Below are 22223 nucleotides of genomic sequence, written 5' to 3'. Positions count from 1 at the left end.
GGTCTCCCAGCCCGGTCTGTAGATAGGGCAAGTGGCGTGTCAGGCGTCGCGTGCAACCGTGGATGTTGTGGGTGCCAGCCACAAGTGGTGCACAACGACAAGCGCGACGGCCGCCAGAATGTTGAAACCCATCAGCCACACTGAATACTGATGCCAGGCAGCGAAGGTCAGGCGTGTCGGATCATCGAGGGGCAGTTGTTCCAGCTCGCTCCCCAGCGCCCGGCGAATCGCCGCCAATCTGGCCGAAACCACGAATTTCGAGATGGCAACGACGACTGTCATCAGCACGGGCAGCCCCACGGCAAGGCGGCCGGCCCAGGTTGTGAGTTTTCCGGCACGGATGACCTGAGCCGCCTGGATGCCAGTGAGCAGCACGCCGCAGACCAGCCCCCACCACTCCAGCTTGCCCAGGACGCTGTTGACCAACGTCCCGGCCAGGTAGCGTGTGGGCAGCACGCCAAAGGCGCTCGGCACCACTGCCGCACTGAAAAAGACCATGGCCCCCAGCCACAATGCCAAGACCAGCCACTGACTGATGCCCAACAGACTGTCCACCCACGTCTGCCACCGGCTGGACACAGGGTGAGCCGATTCCCGGACAGTCTTAGGTGAGGATTCGAGAACGGGCAGGGTTGGTGTCATAAAAAGCGCTCGTGTCTGGTTCAGATTTTATGAAGCCGAAGTCGTGGCTGCCATGGACGACACCTCGGTTGATGCCTCGCCTGCCACCTCGTCCGACGACGCCGGAACCGAAGGCGGCAGTGCTGCCCCGTAGCGGTAGAAATCCGAACGCTCGTAATACTCCACCGTCACCCCAACCAGCACTTTCCCAACTGCCAGGAACGGCACCGTCAGAATCACCCCCAGAATGCCGAACAGATGATGCCCCACCAGCAGCCCCACAATTACCAGGAAAGGATGCAAATCCAACCGCTCGCCCAACACAAACGGCGTCAGGTAAAAGCTCTCGATGCTCTGCACGATGACGTAAACACCTATCACCAGGCCAAGCTGCAGGAGGGAGGGCGCATCCGACAGAGCCAGCGTACAGGTCAGCACACCGGCCAGAAACGTTCCAATGTAGGGAATGAGATGCCCAAACCCGGACAGGAAGCCCAGCGACAAAGCTGACGGAACACCGAGCAGGCTGAAACCCACCACGTACAACACACTCATCGAAAAACACACGATAAGCTGCCCACGCACGAAATTGCCCAGCGCCAGATCAACCTTGGTCAATACATCGTTGGCCGTTGCCCGGTGGCGCGCTGGCACCAGAGTCAGCAGGCGGCGCTCCAGATGACCGGCATCCTTCAGGATGTAGTACACAAAAAAAGGAATGAGCAGCAGGTTGACAAGACTTGTCACCACGCCGATGACATTGGAAAACGTCGTGCTCAACCCCACCAGCACCGGCTCCACCAGGGAGGCCGGATCGGCAATGCGCTCCCGAATGCTCCCGACAACCTGCTCATACTGCCTGGGGTAACGTTGCTGGAGACCTTCCAGAACGGGCTGCGCCATCGCCATAAATCGCTGGTAACCGGCCGGGAGCTTTTTGGCCGCTTGGGTCAGTTGCGCGGCCAGGCTCGGAATGACAACAAACAGCGCCAGTACCAGCCCCATGACAGCCACCAGCATGGCCGTCAAAACCGCCAGCGTGTGCCGAATACCGGCAGAGCGCACCCACCGCTTCCCGACGTGGTCGAGCCAGTCCGCCAGCGGCTTGATGAGGTAAGCCAGCGCGCCGGAAATGAGCAGCGGCACGAAAACCGGCTGGAAAATGTACGACAAATGCGCCAGCAGCCCGGAAAGCAGCCCCCAGGATGCCAGCACAACCAACAGCGCCGCCAACGACGGAAACCAACGCGCCCAGCGCAACTGCCGCCAACCTACCGCTGGCGGCACCGGTGCGCGCCCGGAAGCTTCGTCTGGTCTGGCAACTGATGGCAACTCGGTCATGGCAGGGAGTCCCCCGTGCGGCGGCGAAATTCCCGGACTTCACGTGTGACGAACCAAATGTAGTGCAACCCGGAATACACCGTCATCCCAAAAACAACGGCCACACACCCCGGCAGCAGTGGATGCACCACTGCCCACACCTGCGCGATGAGATACACAACGATGAGCGCCACCTGGCAAAACGTACTCACCTTGCCCGGCAGCGATGGCTTGAAGTCCCGAAAGCCCGTGACCTGCGCAATGATGGCTGCCGTCAGCACAATCCCGACATCACGCCCGATGACAACCGCAGAAAGCCACCAGGGAATCGGCAGGTTGGTTTCGGAAGGAATCGCCATCACGATATAGCTCGACAGCATCAGCAGCTTGTCGGCAATCGGGTCCAGCGCCTGCCCAAGCTGACTCTCCGCCTGAAGCTGCCGCGCCAACCAGCCATCCACCGCATCCGACAGCCCGGCCAGTGCAAACGCCGCCGTCGCCCACCAGAACCAGCCCCGCAGAAAACACACCACAAACACTGGCACCAGCAGAATGCGCAACAGGGTGATGAGATTGGGAATGGTCAGAATGTCACGGTAGTGCTCATCGGACGGCGCGCGCGACCTCAAGGCACCCGCTCTCCCTCGACCAGGGACGCCTGGCCGGTCAGATATGCCGCCGCGCTTTCCAGCTTTTCGGGACGCCCCAGCAACACCAGGACATCCCCGGCTTCGAGTACGAAATCGGCATCGGGATTGACCGTCGTTTCCGCGCCCCGCTGCACAGCCACCACCGTCACCCCAAAGGTTGGACGCAAGGCCAGCTTGCGCAGGGATTGGCCAATCGCCAGCCCTTCGGAGGGCAGGCGCAGGGCAAGCGTCGTCGCGTTCTCGATAACTGTCGCCAGCTCGGTAATCAACGTCGTCCGCTCCGGGCAGTCGGCGTCGAGCAGGCGGTAGCCCTCGCGGCGAATCATCTCCACCTGCTGCTGAATGTACTGCCGCGACAGCCCATACTCGCGCAACACGCGGGCAAAAATCTCCAGACTCGTCTCGAACTCTTCAGGAATGACCTGCTGGACACCCAAGGCATAGAGGCCGTTCATCTCCGAGACGAAGCGCGTCCGCACGATGATGTGCAGATTGGGGTTCATCTCACGCGCCAGCGCCGCAATGCGCCGGGTGGCCGTGGCATCCGAAATGGCGACGACCAGCACGCGGGCCGCCTCGATCCGGGCCGCATGCAGCACCTCACGGCGGGTTCCGTCGCCATAAAGAATGGGTTCGCCCTGCTTTCTACCAGCCCGGATGGATTCGATGTTGAGTTCAATGATGCGGTAGGGAATGCCTGCCGCCCGGAGAACCCGCGCCAGATTGCGCCCGTTGAGACCATACCCGGCGATGATGACGTGTCCGCTCACCGGGGGCAGTTCAGCCGCTCCCGTGTCCGGGGTGTCAGCAATGCCAGTCCACCGGCCAGCCTGGTAGCCAAGCGCCGGAGCCAGAGCAATGAGAAACGGCGTGGCCAGCATCGTCAGAATCGAAGCCGCCAGGAAGGTCTGGTAAGCCGCGCCTTCCAGCAGACCGGCCTCAGCTCCCACCTTGAGCAGGACGAACGAAAACTCCCCAATCTGGGCGATGCCCAGAGCCGCCATCAAAGCCACGCGCGGCGTGCGACCCAACGCCTTGATGGCCGCAAATGCCAGCACCGTTTTGCCCACCACAATGAGCGCCACCAACCCCAACACCACCGGCCAGGTCGTCGTCAGAACCTCCAGCGACAGCAGCATCCCGATGGACACAAAAAAGATGCCGTTGAAGATGTCCCGAAACGGAAGGATGTCTGCCACGATCTGGTGGCTGTACTCCGACTCCGACAGCACCACCCCGGCAATGAACGCGCCGAGCGCCAGCGACAATCCGGCCTGGGACGTAAGCCAGGCCGTTCCCAGACAGGCCAGCACGGCAAAACTCACAAACACCTCCCGGCTGCGCAGCGTCACCAGCCACTGCAGCAGAAAGGGAAAGACACGCCGCGCCAGCAGCATGATGAGCAACACAGACCCAGCAGCCAGCCCCAGGGTTTTCAGGATGTACCAGAGGTTGGCCGTCCGCTGCCCCGACAGCAGCGGCAGAAACAACATCATCGGGACGATGCACAGGTCCTGAAACAGCAAAATGCCAATCGCCATCCGCCCGTGCGGCGTGTCGGACTCAGCCCGGTCCACGTAGGTCTTGAGAACAATCGCCGTGCTGGAAAGCGCCACGAGAAAGCCAACGAAAATGGCCGATGGCCACGCCAAACCAACGCCCCAGTGGGCCAGCAGCATGGCGGCGACAATCGTCACGCCAACCTGCATCCCGCCACCCAGAAACACGACCCGCTGCATGGCCAGCAGCTTTTCAAGCGAGAATTCCAGCCCAATCGTGAACAGCAACAACACGACGCCGATTTCGGCCAGCGTCTCGACGGCATGCACATCACCAATGACGCCCAACCCAGACGGGCCAATGACCACCCCGGTCAGCATGTAGCCGATGATGGTCGGCAGCCGCAGCCGTCCACAGACGAAAACAATGGGCAGTGAAGCCAGCAGCAGCAGGACAATATCCCGCAGCACAGGAATCTCGATGTGCATAGGTCGTCAACCCAGGCGTTATCCGCGCCTGGCGAGAAGATGTTGCAGCCACGTTTCGGCCGGAACAGCGGTCTGTTCGGCGCGCGCCAGATCGCGTAGCACCCACTGCCCGCTGGCCAGTTCCGCCTCTCCCAGCAGCAGGGCAAAGCGTGCGCCATACTTGTTCGCCAGCCGCAGGGCGCTCTTGAGACTGCGCGGCGTCGGCTCAAACAGGGCGGCCACGCCGGCACGCCGCGCCTGCCGTACAGCGTGCAGCGCCGGCTCCAGCGCCGACGCGCCCAGATAAATCACAAACAGCTCCGGCTGCGGCTCCGGGGCCCGGTGCTCCGGCATCGCCAGCACAACGCGATCCAACCCCAACGCAAATCCAAACCCTTTCGTCGGCGGGCCGCCCAGGGTTTCCACCAACCCGTCATAGCGACCGCCGCCGGCCAGCGCGTTCTGGGCCCCAATGGACGGCGCATGGGAGACAACCTCAAAGACCGTTTGCGTATAGTAGTCCAGCCCCCGTACCAGCCGGGCATCCACGACATACGGGATGCCGGCAGCGTCCAGGTAATGTCGAACGGCGTCGAAGTGCGCGCGACACCCTTCGTCGAGCACGTCATAGATGGGCGGCAGCGCCGCAATCAACGGCTGATCCTGCTCGGCTTTGGAGTCCAGAATCCGCAGCGGATTGGTTTCAAGCCGCCGCCGGGAATCTTCCGAAAGTTCATGCGCGCGGGGTGCGAGGGCTTCACGGATGGCCGCAACGAACCGCGCCCGACCGGCCGCGTTGCCCACCGTATTGAGGCGCAGTTCAAGGTCGGGAATGCCGGCTTCCGTCAGCAGGCCCATCACCAGCTCAATCCCCTCGGCATCGAGCGCCGGATGGTCACTTCCGCCCAGCACTTCCGCCCCGATCTGGAAAAACTGCCGGAAACGGCCGCGCTGGCCTCGTTCCCGGCGGAACTGTGGCCCGATGTAGTACAGGCGCACTGTCTCCGCCCGCTGCCACATCTGGTGCTGGATGTAGGCCCGCGCCACCGGCGCGGTGCTTTCCGGGCGCAGGGTCAGGCTTTCCCCCTCGCCATCCTCTCCGGCGCGGTCGCGCCAGGTGTACATTTCCTTCGTCACGATGTCGGTCTCCGACCCGACGCCACGGGTGAACAGTTCCGTTCGCTCAAAGATGGGCGTCCGAATTTCCTGGAAGCCGTAGCGGCGAAACCACTCGCGGGCGAGGTCTTCAACAAACTGAAACCGATGAATGAAAGCCGAGGCATCCCGGTCGTTGGATAAAGCCGCCGGGAGCAAATCGCGGGTGTAGGGAGCGGTTCGTATCATGGCTCGAATCTAAACCAGCCGGTAGCAGATGAAAACCTGCCGGCGCTTTCGTCCCAGGTCGGCGTCATGTTACAAGCAGGGGCCGCACCGGCGTCCGGCGCGGAACGCGCGCCAGGCTTTGTTCCCTGCCCAAATTCTCTTGTGACCGGATGGTGAGCCATGGAGTTCATCGAAAAAGTCCGCCTGATGGATGCGGCCGCCATGCAGCGCGCCCTGGCGCGGATGGCTTCGGAAATTGTCGAACGCAATCGTGGCGTGAACAACCTTGTGATAGCCGGCATTCGGCGGCGCGGCGTTCCGCTGGCCGAACGGATTGCCGATGCCATCGAGAAGCTGGAAGGCGCGCGCCCGCAGCTCGGCGTACTTGACATCACCCTCTACCGGGATGACCTGTCGCTGGTTGCGCCAAAGCCGGTCATCAACGCCACGGCGATGCCCGATGATCTGGCCTCCATGACGGTGGTCATCGTGGATGATGTGCTTTACACGGGACGCACCATCCGCGCGGCCCTCGATGCCCTGTTTGACCTGGGCCGGCCACGGCGCGTGCAGTTGGCTGTGCTCATTGACCGCGGACACCGCGAAGTCCCCATCCATGCCGACTTCGTTGGTGAACGCATCCCGACCAAAGCCACGGAAATCGTCAAGGTCATGGTCTCCGACATTGATGGCGCGGAACAGGTGCTCATTGTCGAGCCGGCTTCCGCTCCTGCCAGCGAACCGGCGTCCTGAAAGCGGCTTTGTCTGAAAAACGCCCGTGAAAGACTTTCTCGATACGGCCGACCTGTCACCGAACCTGGTGACGGAACTGCTCGACAGCGCCGAACGGTTTTTGCCTCTGACGACCGTCCCGGAAGCAACCCGCACCCGGTGGCAGGGCAAGCACCTGGTGACATTGTTTTCAGAGGCTTCGACCCGCACCCGTACGTCCTTCGAGCTGGCCGCCAAACGGCTTGGCTTGAAAGTCGTCAATATCGTCGTCGGCATGTCGAGTCTGGCCAAGGGCGAAACCCTGCGCGACACCATTCTGACCCTCGACGCAATGCAGCCGGATGTGGTTGTGGTCCGGCATGCCGTGGCCGGCGTCCCGCACTTCATGGCCCGCTTCTCACGGGCGCACGTCATCAATGCCGGAGACGGAGAGCATGAACATCCGACCCAGGCCCTGCTGGATGCCTTTACGCTGCGTCGCCACTTCGGTCGCCTTGCCGGCCTTCAGATTGCCATTCTGGGCGACATCCGGCACAGCCGCGTCGCGCGCTCGAACGTCCGGCTCCTTGCCATGATGGGTGCCCACGTGCGGCTGGGCGGGCCGCGTACGCTGCGGGCACCGGGCATTGAGCAGTTTGCCGCTGGCTGGCCCGGCACGGTGTGCGTTGCCGATACCCTGCGCGCCGCCATTGCCGATGCCGATGCCGTTATGGTGCTGCGCATTCAGCAGGAACGCCTCGACGGCGCTTTTTTCCCTTCCCTGGGCGAATACTTCACCCACTTCGGACTCACCCGCGAGCGACTGGCCTGGGCCAAACCCGAGGCCATCGTGCTCCATCCGGGACCCATCAACCGGGAAGTCGAAATTGCTTCCGATGTGGCCGACGGCGTGCAGTCCGTCATTCAGACGCAGGTCACGCACGGCGTCGCCGTGCGCATGGCGCTGCTGGAGTGGCTGCTGAGCCAATAAAAACAGCCCGCTGCAACAGACGGAGGCGAATGGATTGGCGCTGGCAGCCGGAGGCTCGTCCGGCCAGGGTCCAGCCTTTGGGCAACACATTTTCAGGCTTGCTTTTCAGATGGACTTTTCTTCATTCTCAGACGTGAAGATTTTCCCAACCCAGGCTTCAGGAACGAACCAGCCATCATGAGCATTCTCGTTGTGGGCACCGTTGCCTTCGACCACGTCAAGACCCCCTTTGATGAACGGGCAAATATCCTGGCTGGTGCGGCAACATACTTTGCCATCGCCGCCTCATTTTTCACCCAGGTCAGCATCGTCGGGATTGTCGGCAACGACTTCACGGCCGAACACGAACGCATCTTCGATGCGCGGGGCATTGACCTGTCCGGGCTTGAGCGGCGCAAAGACGGCAAAAGTTTTCGCTGGACGGGCGAATATGGCTATGACTTCAACACCCGCACGACGCTGGACACCCAACTCAATGTGTTTGCGGACTTCCAGCCCCGGATTTCGCCGGCCCAGCAGGAAATTCCCTACCTGTTTCTCGGCAACGCCCACCCATCGCTGCAACGGGATGTCCGGCAGCAGAGCCGCGCCCGGCTGACGGCGATGGACACCATGGACTTCTGGATACAGGGCACGCCGAACGAACTGCGTGAAACGCTCCGGTGTGTTGACCTGCTCATCATCAACGACGAGGAAGCGCGCCAACTGGCCCGCGATCCCAACGTCATTCGCGCTGCCAAAGCCATTATGGCGCTTGGCCCGAAGCGGCTCATCATCAAACGCGGCGAGTACGGCGCGACCCTCTTCGGAGAGGACTCCTTCTTTGCCATTCCCGGCTTTCCCCAGGAAAACGTCGTGGACCCGACGGGCGCTGGCGATACGTTCGCCGGGGGCGTGATGGGCTATCTGGCGGCGACGGGCAGCCGTCTGGATGAGGACTCGCTCCGCAAGGCCATGATTTACGGTTCCGTCATGGCGTCGTTCACCATCGAAGCCTTCGGCACGGAACGGCTGCTGGCGCTGACCCGCGAGGAAATCAATGAACGCTACCGGCAATTCAAAACCATGACGTATTTTGACGGTATCGAGCACAGCTTCTGAAAGACGAGCTGCATTTGGGAGGGCTTCGCTATGCAACCCCCACTGACCATTGACACCCTTCTGGCGCTGGCTTGTTCCAAGGGCGCATCAGACCTGCACATCAAGGCTGGCAGCCACCCCTTCATTCGGGTCAACGGCGAACTGATGCCGCTGGTGGACGTGCCGCGTCTGTCGCCTGAAGATACCCTCGCCATGGCCTTCAGCATCATGAACAACCGCCAGAAGCAGCGTTTCAAGGACGCCTGCGAGGTGGACATTGCCTATGGCGTGTCCGGTCTGGGACGGTTCCGGTGCAACGTCTTTCAGCAGCGCGGCGCGGTCGGCATGGTGTTTCGCGTCATTCCGATGACTATCCGCAGTGTCTCCGAACTGCAACTTCCGCCGGTCATCGAAAAAATTGCCGAGGAACGGCGCGGACTCGTCCTGGTGACAGGAACAACCGGCTCCGGTAAATCCACGACGCTGGCCGCTATCATTGACTGCATCAATCGCAACCGCACCGATCACATCATCACGATTGAAGACCCTATTGAGTTTCTCCACCGTGACCGGCGCTCGTTCGTCAACCAGCGCGAAGTGGACGTGGATACCCGCAGCTTTCAGGAAGCCCTGCGCGGGGCCCTGCGCCAGGACCCGGATGTCATTCTCGTGGGCGAAATGCGCGACCAGGAAACCATCGAGACGGCGCTGACGGCCGCCGAGACCGGGCACCTGGTGCTGTCCACGCTCCACACGCTGGATGCCACGGAAACCATCACGCGCATTGTGTCCATCTTCCCGCCGCATCAACAGCAGGCGATTCGGCTCCAGCTTGCTTCGGTGCTCAAAGCGGTGATTTCCCAGCGCCTCGTCCGCAACAAGGACGGGACAGGACGAGTGCCGGCCGTCGAGGTGATGATTTCGACGGCTTACATCCGCGACTGCATCATCAATCAGGAAAAAACCCCCCATATCCGCGATGCGATTGCCCAAGGCACATCGCAGTACGGCATGCAGACCTTTGATCAGTCCCTCCACGACCTGCTCAACCGGGGCTTGATCTCCTACGAACAGGCTCTGGCTGGCGCCAGCAACCGCGATGAGTTCGTGCTGCGGACAAGAGGCATCCAGACCACGGCCGACCAAGCCCGTGAGGAGATGGAAAAGCGCATTACGACGCGCGCCGGCGATCTCAGCCTGTCACCGAATCCACCTTCGACGCCGCCCATCAGCCGGTTCTGAAATTCCCCTGGCAAAGGCTTCGGAAAGGCCAAGCCATCCAAAAAAACAAGGTCAGCCCGTGGTCGCCGGAAACACGGCCGGGGCTGGTGTCATCGGGCGCGGCAGTCGGACGCGGAATTCCGACCCGACGCCCGGCGTGCTGTCCACCGAAACGTCGCCGCCATGGTTCAGGACCAGATGCTTGACGATGGCCAATCCCAACCCCGTACCGCCGACTTCCTGTGAGCGGGATTTGTCCACCCGGTAGAGGCGTTCAAAGATGCGGCCGAGGTGCTTGGCCTCGATGCCGATTCCGGTGTCCCGGACGGCAATGAGTGTGCGTACATCACTCTCAAAGCTGGCCGTCACGACCACTTCCCCGCCCGGCCGGTTGAATTTGACGGCATTGATGATGAGGTTCATCAGAATCTGCTCCAGCGCCTGCGGGTCAGCCTGGACCTGAATCCCGGGCGGCACGTCGTTCCGAAACGTCACCTGGCGGGCGGTGGCTTCGGGCAGCACCAGAACGGAGAGATTGTCCACGAACGCCTTGAGGTCAATGGTCACCGGTTCGAGCTTGAACTCCCCGGCTTCGATGGCTGATAGATCGGCAATGTCGCGCACCAGATTCTGCATGCGGGTCGCATGCTTGTTGATGATGCGTAAAAACTGGAGATTGTTTTCGTTGTCGTAGAGCGCCCCGTTGAGCAGGGTTTCGACGTAGGCCAGAATCGAAGTCAGCGGCGTACGCAGTTCGTGAGACAGATTGGCAAAAAACTCCCGGCGCACCCGTTCGAGACGCACCAGTTGCGTGACATCAAAAAAGACGCCGATGGCCCCGACCACCTCGTGCGCCGAGGGCATGATGAGCGGTGTGGCCCGAAAACTGAAGGTGCGTTCCTGAACGCCGAAAATCTCCAGATTGGCGTCAAAGGGGCGGCCTTCTTCCAACACCTGGTGAAAGCCGTCGTGAATGGCTTTGTTTCGGGTGATGTCAATCAGGCGGAGCGGCCCGGTCATCACCGGCGAGAGGTTGAAAATGTCAATGGCGGCCTGGTTGTAAAGCACCACCTCCGTCTGCCGGTCAATGACGAGGATGCCCTCCCGCAGTGAACCGAGCACGGCTTCGAGCAATGGCTGTGAATACTGATCGAGACGAAAACTCATGGGATGTCACGGCGTGGAGCAAAGTGTCGGCCCGTCACCCCGGATGACCGGGCGGCGGTGGACGCCTTACGGTTTCTCGGAAGGTTTTGGGAGCTTGGCCGCCTGCTTGCCGGCTTCCACGAAGCGGTAGCCGATCCCGACGGCTGTTTCGATGTAGCCATCAATGCCCAGCTTTTGACGTACGCGCCGGATGTGCACATCAAGGGTGCGCGTCTCCCCATCGTAGTCAATGCCCCACACCCGGTCTAACAGGTATTCCCGCGTGAGCACCCGGCCCTTGCTCTGGGCCAGAAGCTTGAGCAGCGCAAACTCCTTGCGGGTCATGTTGATTTCCTGCCCCTGACAGCGGACGATGAAATGGTTGTAGTCAATAAACAGCGTCCCGTCGTCATAGACGGAAGAGGGATTGCCTTCCGTTCGGCGCAGGACGGCGTTGATGCGCGCCATCAGTTCGCGCACGCTGAACGGCTTGGTTACGTAATCATCCGCCCCCAGTCCCAGCCCGTGAATTTTGTCGGTTTCGTCCGTCCGCGCCGTCAGCATGATGATCGGCACCTGGGCCGTGGCTTCTTCGCGGCGCAGACGCCGGCAGATTTCAAACCCATTCATCAGGGGCAGGTTGAGGTCGAGCAGAATGAGGCTTGGCGGATGCTCCAGAACCGTGCGGAGACCGGCTTCCCCCGTAGTTGTGATGGTGACGTGAAATGACCCTTCCTGCTCCAGGTTGTAACGAATGGACTGGGCAATGTCGGCATCATCCTCAATGATGACAATGTTGCGTTTCATCAATCAGGCGTCTCCTTTTGTGCAGTTTCCCCAGCGATGTGCTCTCCACTGGCGGCGTGGCTGGCATCATCGGACTGCCAGGCGTCGGCGGTATGCTTGATGGCGCGGCCCTCGGCCAGATAAACCACCTGCTCGCAGATGTTGGTGGCGTAATCGGCAATGCGTTCCAGGTGTTTGATGACAAACAACAGTTCGGCCGCCCGTACAACGGCGCTGGAGTCCTTGACCATAAAGGCTGTCAACTCGGCAAAGAGACGGCGGTAGAGGACATCCACTTTGTCGTCAAACCGAATCGTCTGGCGCGCCTTGGCCGCATTGCTCCAGGTCAGGGCATCGAGAGCGTCGGTCAGCATTTTCTGCACCAGCGTCCCCATCTGGGGCAGCGCCACATAAGGTTTCAGCTCCGGCTCGTCGTTGAGGCGGAGCGCGTGGCGCGCGATATTGACGGCATGATCGGCAATGCGCTCGATCATAGGCGTCGTGCGGAGCACGCCGATCACAAACCGCAAATCGGCCGGACCAAGCTGCGCTGCCTGGATGAGCAGGTCGGCGCACATTTCATCAATCTCGGACTCCACTGAGTCAATGGTATCGTCGTCGCGGATGACCTGCTCGGCCAGCGCGGAGTTACGCCGGATGAGCGCGCCGAGCGCGCGCGAAAGCGAGTCTTCCGCCTGCCCACCCAGCAGCAGCACCTTGTCGCGCAACCCCCGCACCCGTGCGTCCAAGGCAAAGGCATCCATTTTTTCGTACCCCCTCTGGACGCTCCATCTTTTCCCCGCACGGGACACATATCCATCTCCACGGGGACGCCGTATCGCCATGTGTGCCAACCAAAAGCTTGTTTTTTCAGAACTTCGCTCACCGGTCAGCCTAAAAAGCGCCCATTACGCCAATGTAACACAGCCGTAAATTCGGACGAAGACACTTTTCGTCACCATGGATTGCCGCGGCCATGCCTGCCCCGAAATTCGCATTTTTGGAGAAAAACCGATGCCGCCTTCATTTTTTCGGACACCCTTTGCCCGCACGCCCGTCACTTGGATGCTTCTGCCGTGGATACTCGCCGGCGTCATCCTGCCCGGTTTTTCGCAGCCCGGTTGCGGACAGTATCCGCGCGGCCGCAAGATCAACATTGCCCACCGGGGCGCTTCGGCCTACGCCCCGGAGCACACCCTGGCCGCCTATCGCCTGGCAATCGATCAGGGAGCTGATTACGTTGAGCCGGACTTGCAATTGACCAAAGACGGCGTGCTGGTGTGCCTGCACGATACAACCTTGGAGCGCACGACCAATGTCCGCACGGTGTATCCCGACCGGGCGCGGCTGGAAACGGTTGACGGACAAACCCGGCGGGTCTGGCCCGTAGTGGATTTCACCCTGGAGGAACTCAAACGGCTCGATGCCGGAAGCTGGTTTGGCCCACAGTTTGCCGGCGAGCAAATCCCGACGTTTCAGGAAATGATTGACACGGTGCGGGGGCGGGCCGGGATTTACCCGGAAATGAAAAGCCCGGCGAAGTATGCTGCCCTGGGCTTTGACATGCCCCGGGCCCTGCTTGATGTTCTCAGAAAAAACCAGCTTGACCGCCCCGGCGCTGACCCACGTACCCCAGTCATCGTCCAGTCGTTTGAAGCCGAAAGCCTGCGTCGCCTGCGCCGGCTGGGCTGCCGGTTGCCGCTGGTCTTCCTGATTGACGATGAAGCACCCGGCGACTGGATTTCACCGGCCGGGATGCGCCGGATTCGACGCTTTGCCGAGGGCGTCAGCCCTTCCAAACAGATCGTTCTCCAGACGCCGGAGGTGGTGCGCTGGGCGCGGGCCGCGGGCCTGTCCGTGACGCTGTACACGTTCAAGTCCAACGCCACCGGCGCGTTTCCCGACGTGGAAGCTGAAATGCGGCACTTTCTCTACGAACGGGACGTGGACGCCGTGTTTACGAACAATCCCGACCGTTTTCCACGTTCACCGCAGCCAAAATAGCACGGACGGCCCGGGCCAAAACCGCCCGGGCCATCGGCAGGTTCCACTGCTGGCGGTCACGGTCTCCAGTCAGGTTGCTGATGGCGCGCAAAGCGGCATAGGGGACACCGAACCGGCCGGCCGTCCAGGCCACGGCCAGCCCTTCCATATTTTCAACGGCAGCCCCAGCGCGGGACGCCATCATCTCCGCGGCCGCGTTCGTTCCAGAGCAACACTGGACGGTTGCAAAGGGCAGCCGTGGGGCCGGCGCCACCTGCTGCGCCACCCAGTCCGCCCAAGGGCTATCAAACACGATGCGGTTGGGAAAATCCGTCGTGAGCGGAAATCCCAGACCGCCTAAATCCCGGTAGCCATCGGGAGTCAGGATGCCAGCCTGGGGGTCGCATTCACTGGCAGCCGTCACCAGCGCGCCCACCGGAAGACCGGACGCCGGATAAGCGCCCCCAACCCCAACATGGAGCAGCGCCGCCCAGGGCTGGCTCTGGAGCGCCAAAGCGGTTGCAGCGGCAGCACGTATGGCCCCGACGCCGGTCATCAGCACCCGGATGCGCGGGCTGACCGTGATCATTTCTCCAACCGGGAAAGACGTTCGGGGCAGGTGCGGCCAGTCGGACAGGGCATCCTGGATTTCAAGGGCCACAGCCGCCACCACAAGCAGGGGGGAAAACCGGAAACTTTCGGGCACTTTTTCCAACCTTCAGCGTGAGAGTTCAATCAAACGAAACTTCAAACTGGTTCGTGAGGTGATGTCATGGGTAAAGCTGCGTCCAAGAAGAACCCGCGTATTAAGGCGCTCGAAGAACAGCTCGGCGGTAACACCGTGCAGATGCTCGACCGACTCATGCGGGAAGTCGTCCGCGCCCGCACTGCTGCCAGCGAAGCCCTCCGGCGGCTGCGCGCCAAATCCTCCGACCAACAGGCTCTGGAAGACTTCCGGCGGGCGCGTCAGGCGGTTATTCATCACCGGCAACGCCTGTTGCGTGTTCTGGAAGCCCACACCGAGGGCTGCTCATCATAACCGATCCAGCCTTAGCCATCCGACCTTCACTGGGGGACGGACCGGATGCTTTCCCCCGTACTGGAAAGCACAAGGTTCGTCCCGGTGGCTTTTCCGGGCTGAAATCGGCCTCCGCCTGCGCTTCCGGGCCTGGCATTGCGCCAGGGAGCCTTCCCTAACCACCGGCAAGACGTAGCAACCACGCGATATTCACCATCTTCCACGCCTTCAACCCGTGGCAGGCGTAGCTCTCATAAGTCCGCTGCCATTTAACAGTGACTTGCTGCGGATACGCTGCCCTTCGTGACAGCTTCGATACTGGCAGACTAGACTGTATTTCTCCTGCTCATTCCATCCTTACCTTTGGGAGCCTGTTTTCCGACATGCGACGCTATGTTCTGTCTGGACTGGTCTGGACGCTCGTTGCCTGGAGTGTGACGCTCGGCGTGGCGCTGGCCGCCCCCCGTCCGATGACCTTTGACGACCAGATGAAGTTTCGACGCCTGGCTGTGGCCGTGGTCTCACCCGATGGAAAGTATCTGGCTTACACCCAAGGCGTTACGGACAAGGCTGCCAACCGCGTCCAGTACGATCTCTGGGTCATGCCGGTCAGCGGCGGCGAAGCCCGCCAACTCACCTCCGGCCCCCGTTCTGTCACTGATCCCTGCTGGTCGCCCGACAGCCAGACCATCGCCTTTGTCTCCAACCGCGACGGCAAGGCCCAAATCTGGACGGTCCGCCGCGACGGCGGCGAACCCCGCAAAGTCACGGATTTCTTCACCAACGTTTCCGGCGTTCTCTGGACGGCCGACGGCCGCCACCTCATCTTTGTCGCCGAAGTCTATCCCGAATGCCCGGATGAAGACTGCAACCGCCGCAAGTATGCCGCTGCCGAAGCCAGCAAGGTCAAAGCCAAGATTGCCGACCGGCTGCTGTACCGCCACTGGGACAGCTTCAAGGAGGGACGCCGAACCCATATTTTCGTCGTGCCGGTGGAAGGCGGCGCGGCCAAAGACCTGACGCCGGGCGACTATGATGCCCCGCCGTTCAGCCTCGGCGGACGGGATTACGACGTTTCGCCGGATGGCAGGGAACTGGCCTTTGCGCGCAATACCGACCGCGACGAAGCCATCAGCACCAACAACGACATCTTCATCGTCCCGCTGGACGGCGGCGAGCCGAAGCGCATTTCTATCAGCCCCGGCTCGGATACCCACCCCCGCTACTCACCCGACGGAAAGTACCTCGCCTGGCTTTCGCAGGAACGGGCCATGTTCGAGTCGGACAAAAAGCAGGTCATCCTGTATGAGCGTGCCACCGGCAAGCTACGCCGCCTGAGCGACAAGGTGGATATTTCCTTCGATGAGCTGGCGTGGTCGCCCGACAGCCAAACCCTGTTTCTGACCGGCGACCAGCGTGGGCAGGTTCCCATCTTCACCCTGACGCTGGCCGGCAATGACGTACGGACACTTGTGGAACAGGGCCAGAACGGCAACCTCTCCGTCGCCCCTGACGGCAAGACGCTCTACTTCACCCAATCCACGCTGACGCGCCCGAATGAAATCTTTGCTGTCGCCACCACGGGCGGCGCCCCCAAACAGCTCACCCAAGTCAATGAAGCTTTTTTGCAGGAAATTGCCTTTGGTAAAGTGGAAGAAACCTGGTTTACCGGCGCGGACGAAACGCGCATCCACGCCTTCATCGTCAAGCCGCCCCAATTTACCGAGGGCAAAAAATATCCGATGATTCTGCTCATCCACGGCGGCCCGCAGGGTGCGTGGTCAAACGGCTGGAGTTTCCGCTGGAATGCACAGCTTTTTGCCGCGCCGGGCTACGTTGTCGTCATGGTCAATCCGCGTGGTTCGACCGGCTACGGCCAACGCTTTACCGATGAAATCAGCGGCGACTGGGGCGGCAAGGTCTATGTGGATTTGCTGAAGGGCGTTGAACACGTCATCGGTCTGGGCTACGTGGACGCCGACCGCATCGGGGCCGCCGGTGGAAGCTATGGCGGCTACATGGTCAACTGGATGCTGGGGCAGAACACGGACAAGCGATTCAAGGCGTTTGTCTCACACGCCGGGGTGTACAACCTCACCAGCATGTACGGCGCGACGGAAGAACTGTGGTTTACCGAGTGGGAGTTCAAGGGCAATCCGTGGGACAACCCCGAACTCTACGAAAAGTGGTCGCCACACCGGTTTGCCAAAAACTTCGCCACCCCGACGCTGGTCATCCACGGCGAGCTGGATTACCGTGTGCCTGTTGGTGAAGGCTTGCAGCTTTTTACGGCCCTGCAACGGCGCGGTGTCCCGTCCCGCCTGCTCTACTTCCCGGACGAAGGACACTGGATTCTGAAGCCACAAAATAGCGAACTCTGGTACAAAACGGTTCACGAGTGGTTCGCTACCTACCTCAAACCCGAAACCGTCCAGTAGGTTAAGGAGGCGCCATGGCGGACGAACATGAGGACGAGCGCCTAGACGAGCGTGAAGGGGCAGAGGACACACCGCCTGAGATCAGCGCGGAGGAAATGGCAGCCCGGCAGGCCCGGCTGGCCCAACTGGATTTGCTGCGGCGCGTCCAGCGGGCGCGCAGTGGGACGCCTGAAGAACGCCTTGAACTGGCCTTCGATGCGACGGATGAGGTGCTCAATGCCCTGCTCGACAATGAAGCCACGGGCGAGGAAGAACTGACCATTATTGCCCGCCGGCGCGATGTCTCGCATGAAGTCCTGCGCCGGATGGCCGGCGACCGGCGCGTACAGGAAAGTCACCGTCTGCGGCGCCTGCTCGTGCTCAATCCCAAACTGCCGGCTTCGGCCGGGCTGCGCCTTATTCCAAATCTCTTTCTTTTCGACCTGGTCACGGTACTTATCACACCGGCACTGCCGATGGAGATCAAAACAGCGGCGGAAAACGCCATTTTGCAGCAGTACCAAAGCCTTCCCCTGGGGCAGAAAATCACCCTGGCCCGGCGTGGCAATGGCGGCCGGCTCCTGCCCCAGATGCTCAACGATGCCAGTGCGGATGTCGTCCGGGCGGTGCTCACCAATCCGTTTTTGACGGAAAGCACAGTTTCCACAGCCGTGTGGAAAGCCTCCCATCAGCACGTCGTTGTGCTCATTGCCGATACGGCCCGGTGGGCGAATCGCAACTACGTCAAAATGGCGCTGTTGCGCAACCGGATGCTGCCGCTGGGACGCGCCGTGACGCTCGTGGGCACGCTCACACCAGCCCAACTCAAGGAACTCAGCAACGACCCGACCGTTCCTGCCCAGGTACGCAATCTGGTCCTCCAGCAGATGAAGAAAAAACCCGGCGGTGCAGCGTGATGGCCGAGGCGACAGACCGGCATCCCCCCGTCCTCAGGGCTGTCACCGTACCGGTGACGCACGCGGGCGGGCAGTATGCCATTCGGATAGAAACCGGAAGGTATCGCTCCCTTGGGCAGACGCTGCGCCAGACCTTTGGGGACCATCCCTGTGCTGTCGTTATTGTCTCCAATCCCAAGGTGGCCCGGCACTACGCTGCGGCCGTGGTGGAAAGTGTCGCGGCGGCGGGCTTCCATCCCCACCTGTGTCTGATTCCCGATGGCGAGCGGTACAAGACGCTGCGCACGGTGGCGCAGATTTGGGATTTTTGCGTTGCCCGGCAGATAGAGCGCCGGGACCTGCTCGTGGCGCTGGGGGGTGGTGTCGTGGGCGACATCACCGGCTTTGCCGCTGCGACGTACCTGCGCGGCCTGGCGTTCGTTCAGCTTCCTACGACCCTGCTGGCAATGATTGACAGCGCCGTGGGCGGCAAAACCGGCATCAACCACCGGGCCGGGAAGAATCTCATCGGCGCCTTTCACCAACCGGCCCTGGTTGTCGCCGACCTGGAAACCCTGACCACACTTCCGCGCCGCGAATGGAATGCCGGTTGGCACGAGGCCATCAAGTACGGCGTCATCCGGGACGCCGACCTTTTTGCCCGGCTCGAAGCCCGGTTGCCGCTTGCCCTGAACCAACCACTGCCGTGGGACTGGCTGGCGGCAGTCGTTGCTGACTGCTGCCGGATCAAGGCGGCGATTGTCGCGCGGGATGAACGGGAGACCGGCGAGCGCAAGGTGCTCAACTTCGGTCACACGGTCGGGCACGCGCTGGAAGCCGTGACGCGCTACCGGCGGTTTCGCCACGGGGAGGCCGTCGGAATTGGCATGGTGGCCGCCTGTCAGATAGCCGTCCGTCTGGGAAAGCTCACCCCGGATGAGGCACAGCGGCTGGAGCAGCTCGTGCGGCGGGTCGGGCGGATGCCGGGCACAGACGGCATCACCGTTGCGGCTCTGCTGGAAGCGCTCCGGCACGACAAAAAAGTTTCCCAGGGACGGCTTCGCTTCATCCTGCCGTCCCGCATCGGTTGGGCTGAGGAATACTGTGGTTCGGTGGAAGAGGTGCTTCCAGCCGTGCTGACTGATACCCTCGCCAGATTTTCACGACGCCGGCCGGCAGACCAACCAACGCCAAAGGCTGAAAGCTGAAAACCGGAAGGGCGCGGAAAGCCGTTCAGGAAGCCGCCACTTCCGATGTCTTGCCCACACGTTTCTGGATGTAGGCAATGATAGCATCCAGCGTCGCGCCCGGTGTGAAGATTTCATCCACGCCGGCGGCTTTGAGCTTGGGAATGTCTTCATCGGGGATGATGCCACCGCCGAAGAGGGGAATATCGGCAATCCCCTGCTCGCGCATCAGCTCCAGAATGCGCGGGAATAGCGTCATGTGCGCGCCGGAGAGAATGGACACGCCGATGGCATCCACGTCCTCCTGAACGGCGGCGGCCACAATTTGCTCCGGGGTTTGACGCAAGCCCGTGTAGATAACTTCCATTCCGGCGTCGCGCAAGGCGCGCGCGATGACCTTGGCTCCACGGTCGTGGCCGTCAAGTCCGGGCTTGGCAATCAGAATACGAAGGCGTCGTTCGGTCATAGTCTCCAACTTCTTTCGACCGGGCTTGCCCGGTCACAGTCAGGGAAGTGCTGCCAGCAACACCCGCTGGACGTTCCCACCCATCATGAGGGCAATCTCGGCTTCTGAAAATCCTTCTTCAAGCAAAGCATCGGTGATTTCCGCCAGGTGCGCCGTGTCGAAGGGTACGCTGACGGCCCCATCGTAATCCGACCCAAGGGCGACGTGCTCAACTCCGGCCACATTGGCAGCATAGCGCATGGCGCGGGCAATGGAGCGGGCATCCTGGCCGCAGACGGCGGCAAAGAAATATCCAATCCCGACAACGCCGCCCGTGCGCGCCACCGCCCGCAGTTGGTCGTCCGTGATGTTGCGCAAGCCACCGCACGTCCCACGGACGCCGGTATGGGAAATGACCACAGGGCGTGTCGCCATTGCCAGCACTTCATCCATCACGGCTGGTGATGCATGGGCCAGGTCCACAATCATGCCCTTTTGCTCCATGCGCCGAATCAGCTCCCGTCCCATCTCCGTCAGTCCGCCCTTGACGAGTCCGTGGGCGGAGCCGCCGATTTCGTTATCGAAAAAGTGCGTCGGGGCCATCATGCGTACACCGGCGGCATAGAGGCGGTCCAGATTGGACAGATCGCCATCCAGGGCATGGGCCCCTTCAACCCCCAGAAAAGCCCCAACCAGTTTCGGATTCGAGGTGCGGCGGGCCAGGAAATCACGCAACTCATCCCGGCTGCGAATGATGACCAACGCTCCACCGGAGCGGGCGGCAGCTTCTTCCAGCCGACGGCACTGGTACAGCGCCCGCTCGGTCAGGCTCGTCCAGGTTTTGGGCGGCCAGAGTTGCACGACACTTAGGGCGGCAACGAGGTTGAAGCGGTTGCCATCCGTCCGCTCATTGTTCATCCCACGCGGCGCTTTGGTGACGATGGTAAACGCCTGGAGCGCCACATTGCCTTCCTGCAAACGGGGCAGGTCCACGTGGCCGCGCGTCCCACGCTGTAGCAGGTCACGGTTCCACAACAGTGTGTCGGCGTGCAGATCGGCAATGAACAGCCGGGCATGCAGTGCCTGCGCGCGTGGGGAAGGGTCTTTCCGGGTTGTCGCGGCAATGCCGTTCATGTTGCGCTCCGCGATTTCCGGCAACCAGATCAAGGCAGCCCCCGCGAGCAGCAGGCCCCCACCAGTCACAGCCAGACGCCTTCCCCAAGTGCGCTGGCGGGCAGGGCGAACGTCCGGTGGTTTGGTTATGGCTGAAGTTGGCACTGCTTTGTTCAGGACAGCCGTGCGGTCAGCGCGCCACGAGTCGCAGCAGGTTGGGCTTGCGCTGACTGGAGGGCAGACGGCGGGCATAGACCTCCAAGACGACCCGCGCCAGCTTGTCTGGTGCGTGGCGGACAACCTCTGTTTCTTCGACGAGATTGGCCGTCATGACCGGAATCCGATGGTGGTCAAACACGAGAAACTTGTCGGTAGCCACCCGCGCCGTTGGTGGTGGTACGTTCAGCCGCCGGATGGCTGACCGTCCGGTGAGCGGCCGCGAACCTTCGAGGCGGTAGCGGGCCTGGGCTGCTGCCGAAATCCGGCCGTGATTGACAATGACGGCATCCAGCGTCGCCGGGGCCAGGGCCTCCAGCAGGGTGGCGACATGGTCGGCAATGGAGAAATCGGTTGTCTCACCGGGCTGGGTCATGAGATTGCAGACATAGACCTTCAGTGCCTTGGACGCGGCAATGGCCTCGGTCATGCCCGTCACCAGCAGGTTGGGAATGACACTGGTAAACAGCGAGCCCGGCCCGAGCGTGATGAGGTCAGCTTCCGCAATGGAAGCCAGCGTTTCGGGCAGCGGGTTGCAGTCGGGCGGATCAAGAGCAACGCTCTGAATGCGCCCACCGGCGGCGCTGATTTTTGATTCCCCGCGTACGATGAAGCCATCGTCGAGTTCGGCCACCAGAGTGACATCAGCCGTGGTGGACGGCACGATCTTGCCCTTGATGGCCAGCACCTCACTGCACAACCGGATGGCTTCGACGAAATCACCCGTGATCCCTGTCAGCGCCGCCAGAAACAGATTCCCGAAACTGTGCCCCCGCACGCTGCCCTGTCCGGGGAAGCGGTACTGAAACAGCCGCGCCAAAAGCCGCTCATCTTCCGAAAGCGCCACCAGGCAGTTGCGGATGTCGCCCGGCGGCAATATCTGGAACTCCTCCCGGAGACGCCCGGAACTGCCCCCGTCATCGGTCACAGTGACCACAGCCGTCAGACTTTCAATACACTGGCCGGGCAGGCGGATGCCATCGTCAATGACATGACGTTTCAGCCCCCGCAGCAGGGTAGCCAGTCCCGTCCCTCCTCCAATGGCAACACACTTGATAGGTGATTGAAATTGTCGGGAAGCAGAAGAAGCTGTAGTAGCAGCCATACGTGCAATGAACCGCCCCATCTGGCA

General features: G+C 61.7%; 21 protein-coding genes. 9 read left to right on the top strand and 12 right to left on the bottom strand.

What is annotated here, in order from left to right; genetic code table 11:
• Positions 1-39: 39 nt before the first annotated feature.
• Genes CABTHER_RS00375 through hisS form a run of 5 tightly spaced genes read right to left on the bottom strand, consistent with a single transcriptional unit; the run spans position 40 to position 5902 of the window.
• Positions 40-642 (bottom strand): DUF4149 domain-containing protein, encoded by a 603-nt coding sequence (locus CABTHER_RS00375; RefSeq protein WP_081464610.1) that lies wholly within the window; start codon positions 640-642, stop codon positions 40-42.
• A 27-nt stretch (positions 643-669) separates the two neighbouring features.
• The gene (locus CABTHER_RS00370; RefSeq protein WP_014098594.1) at positions 670-1962 is read right to left on the bottom strand and encodes an AI-2E family transporter; all 1293 of its coding nucleotides are present in this window, start codon (positions 1960-1962) and stop codon (positions 670-672) included.
• Positions 1959-2570, bottom strand: a complete 612-nt coding sequence (locus tag CABTHER_RS00365; protein WP_014098593.1) for a CDP-alcohol phosphatidyltransferase family protein — start codon at positions 2568-2570, stop codon at positions 1959-1961. The genes CABTHER_RS00370 and CABTHER_RS00365 overlap by 4 nt, the downstream gene beginning before the upstream one ends.
• Positions 2567-4579: a monovalent cation:proton antiporter family protein gene (locus CABTHER_RS00360; RefSeq protein WP_014098592.1), complete on the bottom strand. Its 2013-nt coding sequence runs from the start codon at positions 4577-4579 to the stop codon at positions 2567-2569. The genes CABTHER_RS00365 and CABTHER_RS00360 overlap by 4 nt, the downstream gene beginning before the upstream one ends.
• A gap of 18 nt (positions 4580-4597) precedes the next feature.
• Positions 4598-5902 carry a histidine--tRNA ligase gene (gene hisS / locus CABTHER_RS00355; protein WP_014098591.1) on the bottom strand — a complete coding sequence of 435 codons (1305 nt, stop codon included), beginning with the start codon at positions 5900-5902 and terminating at the stop codon, positions 4598-4600.
• Between the two features lie 159 nt (positions 5903-6061).
• Between hisS and pyrR the strand changes: the two genes are divergently transcribed.
• The 4 genes from pyrR to CABTHER_RS00335 all read left to right on the top strand — a co-directional run bounded on the left by pyrR (position 6062) and on the right by CABTHER_RS00335 (position 9905).
• Positions 6062-6634, top strand: a complete 573-nt coding sequence (gene pyrR, locus CABTHER_RS00350) for a bifunctional pyr operon transcriptional regulator/uracil phosphoribosyltransferase PyrR (protein WP_014098590.1) — start codon at positions 6062-6064, stop codon at positions 6632-6634.
• Between the two features lie 25 nt (positions 6635-6659).
• The gene (locus CABTHER_RS00345; protein WP_014098589.1) at positions 6660-7583 is read left to right on the top strand and encodes an aspartate carbamoyltransferase catalytic subunit; all 924 of its coding nucleotides are present in this window, start codon (positions 6660-6662) and stop codon (positions 7581-7583) included.
• Positions 7584-7760: 177 nt separating this feature from the next.
• Positions 7761-8684: a PfkB family carbohydrate kinase gene (locus tag CABTHER_RS00340; protein WP_014098588.1), complete on the top strand. Its 924-nt coding sequence runs from the start codon at positions 7761-7763 to the stop codon at positions 8682-8684.
• A 30-nt stretch (positions 8685-8714) separates the two neighbouring features.
• Positions 8715-9905 (top strand): type IV pilus twitching motility protein PilT, encoded by a 1191-nt coding sequence (locus tag CABTHER_RS00335; protein WP_014098587.1) that lies wholly within the window; start codon positions 8715-8717, stop codon positions 9903-9905.
• Positions 9906-9956: 51 nt separating this feature from the next.
• Here CABTHER_RS00335 and CABTHER_RS00330 read toward each other — a convergent pair whose 3' ends face one another.
• The 3 genes from CABTHER_RS00330 to phoU form a co-directional block, all read right to left on the bottom strand.
• Complete coding sequence (locus CABTHER_RS00330; protein WP_014098586.1) at positions 9957-11051, bottom strand: sensor histidine kinase; 1095 nt, start codon at positions 11049-11051, stop codon at positions 9957-9959.
• Between the two features lie 66 nt (positions 11052-11117).
• On the bottom strand, positions 11118-11837 hold the full coding sequence (locus CABTHER_RS00325; RefSeq protein ID WP_014098585.1) for a response regulator transcription factor: 720 nt from the start codon (positions 11835-11837) through the stop codon (positions 11118-11120).
• The gene (gene phoU, locus CABTHER_RS00320) at positions 11837-12580 is read right to left on the bottom strand and encodes a phosphate signaling complex protein PhoU (protein ID WP_014098584.1); all 744 of its coding nucleotides are present in this window, start codon (positions 12578-12580) and stop codon (positions 11837-11839) included. The genes CABTHER_RS00325 and phoU overlap by 1 nt, the downstream gene beginning before the upstream one ends.
• Before the next feature lie 250 nt (positions 12581-12830).
• Here phoU and CABTHER_RS00315 point away from each other — a divergent pair, with 250 nt between their 5' ends.
• Entirely contained in the window at positions 12831-13820 is a 990-nt protein-coding gene (locus CABTHER_RS00315; RefSeq protein WP_187288387.1) for a glycerophosphodiester phosphodiesterase family protein, read from the top strand.
• Here the strand turns inward: CABTHER_RS00315 and mqnB are convergent.
• On the bottom strand, positions 13774-14505 hold the full coding sequence (gene mqnB, locus CABTHER_RS00310) for a futalosine hydrolase (protein WP_187288386.1): 732 nt from the start codon (positions 14503-14505) through the stop codon (positions 13774-13776). The two genes, CABTHER_RS00315 and mqnB, sit on opposite strands and share 47 nt — an antisense overlap.
• Positions 14506-14571: 66 nt before the next feature.
• Here mqnB and CABTHER_RS00305 point away from each other — a divergent pair, with 66 nt between their 5' ends.
• The 4 genes from CABTHER_RS00305 to aroB all read left to right on the top strand — a co-directional run bounded on the left by CABTHER_RS00305 (position 14572) and on the right by aroB (position 19338).
• Complete coding sequence (locus tag CABTHER_RS00305) at positions 14572-14838, top strand: hypothetical protein (RefSeq protein WP_014098581.1); 267 nt, start codon at positions 14572-14574, stop codon at positions 14836-14838.
• Between the two features lie 362 nt (positions 14839-15200).
• Positions 15201-17255 (top strand): alpha/beta hydrolase family protein, encoded by a 2055-nt coding sequence (locus CABTHER_RS00300; protein ID WP_014098580.1) that lies wholly within the window; start codon positions 15201-15203, stop codon positions 17253-17255.
• 14 nt (positions 17256-17269) lie between these two features.
• A complete protein-coding gene (locus tag CABTHER_RS00295; protein WP_014098579.1) occupies positions 17270-18151 on the top strand; it encodes a hypothetical protein in 882 nt (293 codons plus the stop codon).
• Entirely contained in the window at positions 18151-19338 is a 1188-nt protein-coding gene (gene aroB / locus CABTHER_RS00290) for a 3-dehydroquinate synthase (RefSeq protein ID WP_014098578.1), read from the top strand. The genes CABTHER_RS00295 and aroB overlap by 1 nt, the downstream gene beginning before the upstream one ends.
• A gap of 25 nt (positions 19339-19363) precedes the next feature.
• Here the strand turns inward: aroB and CABTHER_RS00285 are convergent, their stop codons facing one another.
• The 3 genes from CABTHER_RS00285 to CABTHER_RS00275 all read right to left on the bottom strand — a co-directional run bounded on the left by CABTHER_RS00285 (position 19364) and on the right by CABTHER_RS00275 (position 22196).
• Positions 19364-19783: a cobalamin B12-binding domain-containing protein gene (locus tag CABTHER_RS00285; protein WP_014098577.1), complete on the bottom strand. Its 420-nt coding sequence runs from the start codon at positions 19781-19783 to the stop codon at positions 19364-19366.
• Between the two features lie 39 nt (positions 19784-19822).
• Positions 19823-20896, bottom strand: coding sequence for a dipeptidase (locus CABTHER_RS00280; RefSeq protein ID WP_148263864.1), 1074 nt, complete (start codon positions 20894-20896; stop codon positions 19823-19825).
• Between the two features lie 169 nt (positions 20897-21065).
• Positions 21066-22196, bottom strand: coding sequence for a gluconeogenesis factor YvcK family protein (locus CABTHER_RS00275; protein WP_041569229.1), 1131 nt, complete (start codon positions 22194-22196; stop codon positions 21066-21068).
• Between the last annotated feature and the right edge of the window lie 27 nt (positions 22197-22223).

Origin of the sequence: Chloracidobacterium thermophilum B (assembly GCF_000226295.1) — a bacterium.
Lineage (GTDB): Bacteria > Acidobacteriota > Blastocatellia > Chloracidobacteriales > Chloracidobacteriaceae > Chloracidobacterium > Chloracidobacterium thermophilum.
The sequence above is the reverse complement of the archived record's forward strand: the minus strand, read 5'-3'. Positions and strand labels throughout refer to the sequence as shown.

What these genes read in the sequence shown, in the direction of transcription:
- CABTHER_RS00375 (WP_081464610.1), bottom strand. Translation starts at nt 642, where the DNA reads ATGACACCAACCCTGCCCGTTCTCGAATCCTCACCTAAGACTGTCCGG.
- phoU (WP_014098584.1), bottom strand. Translation starts at nt 12,580, where the DNA reads ATGGATGCCTTTGCCTTGGACGCACGGGTGCGGGGGTTGCGCGACAAG.
- CABTHER_RS00330 (WP_014098586.1), bottom strand. Translation starts at nt 11,051, where the DNA reads ATGAGTTTTCGTCTCGATCAGTATTCACAGCCATTGCTCGAAGCCGTG.
- CABTHER_RS00315 (WP_187288387.1), top strand. Translation starts at nt 12,831, where the DNA reads ATGCCGCCTTCATTTTTTCGGACACCCTTTGCCCGCACGCCCGTCACT.
- CABTHER_RS00340 (WP_014098588.1), top strand. Translation starts at nt 7,761, where the DNA reads ATGAGCATTCTCGTTGTGGGCACCGTTGCCTTCGACCACGTCAAGACC.
- CABTHER_RS00280 (WP_148263864.1), bottom strand. Translation starts at nt 20,896, where the DNA reads ATGAACGGCATTGCCGCGACAACCCGGAAAGACCCTTCCCCACGCGCG.
- hisS (WP_014098591.1), bottom strand. Translation starts at nt 5,902, where the DNA reads ATGATACGAACCGCTCCCTACACCCGCGATTTGCTCCCGGCGGCTTTA.
- aroB (WP_014098578.1), top strand. Translation starts at nt 18,151, where the DNA reads ATGGCCGAGGCGACAGACCGGCATCCCCCCGTCCTCAGGGCTGTCACC.
- CABTHER_RS00285 (WP_014098577.1), bottom strand. Translation starts at nt 19,783, where the DNA reads ATGACCGAACGACGCCTTCGTATTCTGATTGCCAAGCCCGGACTTGAC.
- CABTHER_RS00300 (WP_014098580.1), top strand. Translation starts at nt 15,201, where the DNA reads ATGCGACGCTATGTTCTGTCTGGACTGGTCTGGACGCTCGTTGCCTGG.
- CABTHER_RS00325 (WP_014098585.1), bottom strand. Translation starts at nt 11,837, where the DNA reads ATGAAACGCAACATTGTCATCATTGAGGATGATGCCGACATTGCCCAG.
- CABTHER_RS00335 (WP_014098587.1), top strand. Translation starts at nt 8,715, where the DNA reads ATGCAACCCCCACTGACCATTGACACCCTTCTGGCGCTGGCTTGTTCC.
- CABTHER_RS00305 (WP_014098581.1), top strand. Translation starts at nt 14,572, where the DNA reads ATGGGTAAAGCTGCGTCCAAGAAGAACCCGCGTATTAAGGCGCTCGAA.
- CABTHER_RS00370 (WP_014098594.1), bottom strand. Translation starts at nt 1,962, where the DNA reads ATGACCGAGTTGCCATCAGTTGCCAGACCAGACGAAGCTTCCGGGCGC.
- CABTHER_RS00275 (WP_041569229.1), bottom strand. Translation starts at nt 22,196, where the DNA reads ATGGCTGCTACTACAGCTTCTTCTGCTTCCCGACAATTTCAATCACCT.
- pyrR (WP_014098590.1), top strand. Translation starts at nt 6,062, where the DNA reads ATGGAGTTCATCGAAAAAGTCCGCCTGATGGATGCGGCCGCCATGCAG.
- CABTHER_RS00360 (WP_014098592.1), bottom strand. Translation starts at nt 4,579, where the DNA reads ATGCACATCGAGATTCCTGTGCTGCGGGATATTGTCCTGCTGCTGCTG.
- CABTHER_RS00295 (WP_014098579.1), top strand. Translation starts at nt 17,270, where the DNA reads ATGGCGGACGAACATGAGGACGAGCGCCTAGACGAGCGTGAAGGGGCA.